Here is a 3,214-nt window from a genome sequence, read left to right as displayed (position 1 = left end):
GTACCCCCGCCCGCCGTCCCACCACAGGAAGAGCAGGGAGGCAGCCGTGCCGAACAGGAACGAATCGGTGTCGTGCACCGGGGTCTGGCTGGTGGGGGCACGAGGCTCCGTCGCCACCACCGCGGTCGCCGGATGCGCGGCGGTCACCGCCGGGCTGCACCCGGCGACGGGCATGGTGACGGAAACCGTGCCCTTCGCCGGATCCGGGCTGCCGCCGCTGTCCTCCCTGGTCTTCGGCGGTCACGACACGGCCGGCTGCCCCCTGCCCAAGCGGGCCGAGCTGCTGGCCGCGGGCGGTGTCCTGCCGCACGGTCTGCCATCGGCGGTCCACGGCGAACTGGCCGCCGCGAACGAGGAGATCCGGGCGGGCGGCCCGCTGCCGGGCGACTCTCGCGGCGACGTCGAGCTGATCGCAGCTTTCGCCGCCGACATCGTTGCCTTCCGCGAGCGCCACGCACTCGCCCGGGTCATCGTGGTGAACGTCGCCTCGACGGAGCCCGCACCGGCTCAGGAATCCGAACGACTCCCCGCAAGTTCCCTCTACGCGGCCGCGGCGGTCCGGGCGGGCTGCCCATACGTCAACTTCACCCCCTCCACCGGGCTGCGCACCACGGCCCTCGAGGACGCCGCCCGCGCCGGCGGACTTCCCCACGCCGGCCGGGACGGCAAGACCGGCCAGACGCTGCTCCGTTCCGTGCTCGCCCCCATGTTCGTACAACGCGCCCTGTCCGTACGGGCCTGGTCCGGCACCAATCTCCTGGGCGGCGGGGACGGGGCTGCGCTGGCCGACCCCGCGGCGGCCGCCGCGAAGAACGCCGGAAAGGAACGTGTCCTCACCAACACGCTCGGCGCCGCCCCCGAAGGCGAAGTCCACATCGACGACGTACCGGCACTCGGCGACTGGAAGACCGCCTGGGACCACATCGCCTTCGACGGCTTCCTCGGCTCGCGGATGGTCCTCCAGACCATCTGGCAAGGCTGCGACTCGGCTCTCGCGGCGCCACTGGTGCTCGACCTCGTGCGACTGGTGGCCCGCGCCCACGAAGCCGGACTGTCCGGCCCGCTCCCCGAACTCGCCTTCTACTTCAAGGATCCGGACGCAGGCGCCCCGGCGGCACTGTCCGACCAGTACGCCGCGCTGCTCGCCTTCGCGGCGCGGCTGGGGGAGTCCCGGTGACGGGGCGCCGTCGACGGAGCGCCCTCGGCGCCGTGGGCGCCCTGGCTCTCCTGGGCCTCCTGCGCGGGACAGCGGCACACCTGTCACCGGCACACCCGGACCCCACACCTCGGCGCGGGGCGCGAAGCACCGCGCCGCGACGTGCGGAGGCGCACGGTGAGCCCACACGCGCGGAAGCCGGCAGCGACCACGGGCTTACGGAGCGGCCGCGCACCGTACCGGGGCCCGCGGAAGCGCGGACCGCGGCGCCGACGCCGACGCCGGGGACCGCGGCGGCCGACGGCGACCCGGGCACGGCACGGGGGGCTGTGCCCGGGGCAACGGCCGGGCGCGGCCTGGCCGGGTGTGCGGCCGAACCGACGGGAGATCCGACGGCGGTGGAGCCGCCGGGAGCGGTGGGGCCACGTGCTTCCGAGGCGTGTCGTGGGCGGCTCAAGGCCTGGGCCGAACTGCTGCGCGTCTCCGCCCTGTTCACCGTTCCCGGTGACGCCCTCGCGGGCGCGGCCTCCGTCGGCCTGCGCGCCAACCGGGGCACCGCCCTCGCCATCGGCTCCTCCCTGTGCCTCTATGAGGCGGGCATGGCCCTCAACGACTGGGCCGACCGCGACGAGGACGCCGTCGACCGCCCGCACCGGCCGATCCCGTCGGGCCGGATCAGCCCGGCCGCGGCCCTGGCCGCTGCGGGTGCCCTCACGGCGGCGGGGCTTGCCCTCGCCGCGCGGGCCGGCCGTCCGGCACTGCTCGTGGCCTCGGTCCTGACCGCGACCGTCTGGTCGTACGACCTGCGCCTCAAGCACACCCCGGTGGGCCCGGCCGCCATGGCATCGGCCCGCGCCCTGGACCTCCTGCTCGGCGCCACGGCAACGCACCCCACCGGCCTGGCCCGCGCGCTCCCGCACGCGGGTCTCCTGGGTGCCCACACCTACGCGATCACCTCCGTCTCCCGCCACGAAGTCCAGGGCGGCTCCACCAAGGCGCCCCTCGCGGCCCTGGCGACGGCCCTGACGCTCGCCACCCTGACGGCCCGCGTCCGTACGCCCGGTCAGCCCGCGCCGCGAAGCGCGCGCGTGACGACGCCGCTGCCGCCAAGCATTCACGGCAGGACGCCACTGCCGCCACGCATTCACGGCGGGACGCCGCTGCCCCCGCGCACCGGGGAGCGGAACCTGCCCCGCCGGCCGACCCCCTCGCAGGGGCCCGGTGGTTCGCCCCCGGTTGCGGAACTCCTCGCCGCACTCGCCACCACCACCTACGCCCGCACCACCGTCACCCCCTTCCTCCACGCCGCTCTCAACCCGTCCCCACCCCTCACCCAGCGCGCCGTCGGCGCCGGTATCCGCGCCATGATCCCGTTGCAGGCCGCCCTCGCCGCCCGCGCCGGGGCCGCCGGCACCGGGCTCGCCGTTCTCGCGCTCATCCCCGTCGCCCGACGCCTCGCCCGGAAGGTGAGCCCCACATGAGCCTGCGCCTCGGCTACGGAACCAACGGCCTCACCGACCTCCGCCTCGACGACGCCCTCGCGCTCCTCGCCGACCTCGGCTACGACGGCGTCGGCCTCACCCTCGACCACATGCACCTCGACCCCCTCGCCCCCGACCTCGCCTCCCGCACCCGCCGCCTCGCGGGCCGCCTCGCCGACCTCGGGCTGGAGGTCACCGTCGAGACCGGCGCCCGCTACGTCCTCGACCCGCGCCGCAAGCACGGCCCGTCCCTCCTCGACCCCGATCCCGACGGCCGCGCCGCCCGAACCGGACTCCTCGTCCGCGCCGTGCAGGTCGCCGCGGACCTCGGCGCGCACGCCGTGCACTGCTTCAGCGGCATCACCCCCGACGGCACCGGCGCCACCACCGCCTGGCACCGCCTGGAAGCCGCCCTCACTCCCGTCCTGGACGCCGCCGCCACCGCCCGCGTCCCGCTCGCCGTCGAACCGGAACCCGGCCACCTCCTCGCCACCCTCGACGACTTCCACCACCTCCGCACCCTCCTCGGCGACCCCGAACCCCTCGGCCTCACCCTCGACATCGGCCACTGCCAGTG

At 75.9% G+C, this 3,214-nt stretch carries 3 protein-coding genes; all 3 read left to right on the top strand.

The annotated features are described in order from the left end of the window. The first annotated feature begins 46 nt into the window (after positions 1-46). A complete protein-coding gene (locus ACWGI8_RS42115; protein ID WP_453668746.1) occupies positions 47-1,177 on the top strand; it encodes an inositol-3-phosphate synthase in 1,131 nt (376 codons plus the stop codon). Next, positions 1,174-2,637, top strand: coding sequence for an SCO3242 family prenyltransferase (locus ACWGI8_RS42110; protein ID WP_453668745.1), 1,464 nt, complete (start codon positions 1,174-1,176; stop codon positions 2,635-2,637). Before ACWGI8_RS42115 ends, ACWGI8_RS42110 begins: the two co-directional genes overlap by 4 nt. Continuing rightward, positions 2,634-3,214 (top strand): sugar phosphate isomerase/epimerase family protein (locus ACWGI8_RS42105; protein WP_453668744.1); only part of this gene is annotated, 581 nt, incomplete at its 3' end. The genes ACWGI8_RS42110 and ACWGI8_RS42105, both read left to right, overlap by 4 nt.

Source organism: Streptomyces sp. NPDC054841, assembly GCF_053611045.1.
This window is presented reverse-complemented; position numbering and strand designations above follow the sequence as displayed.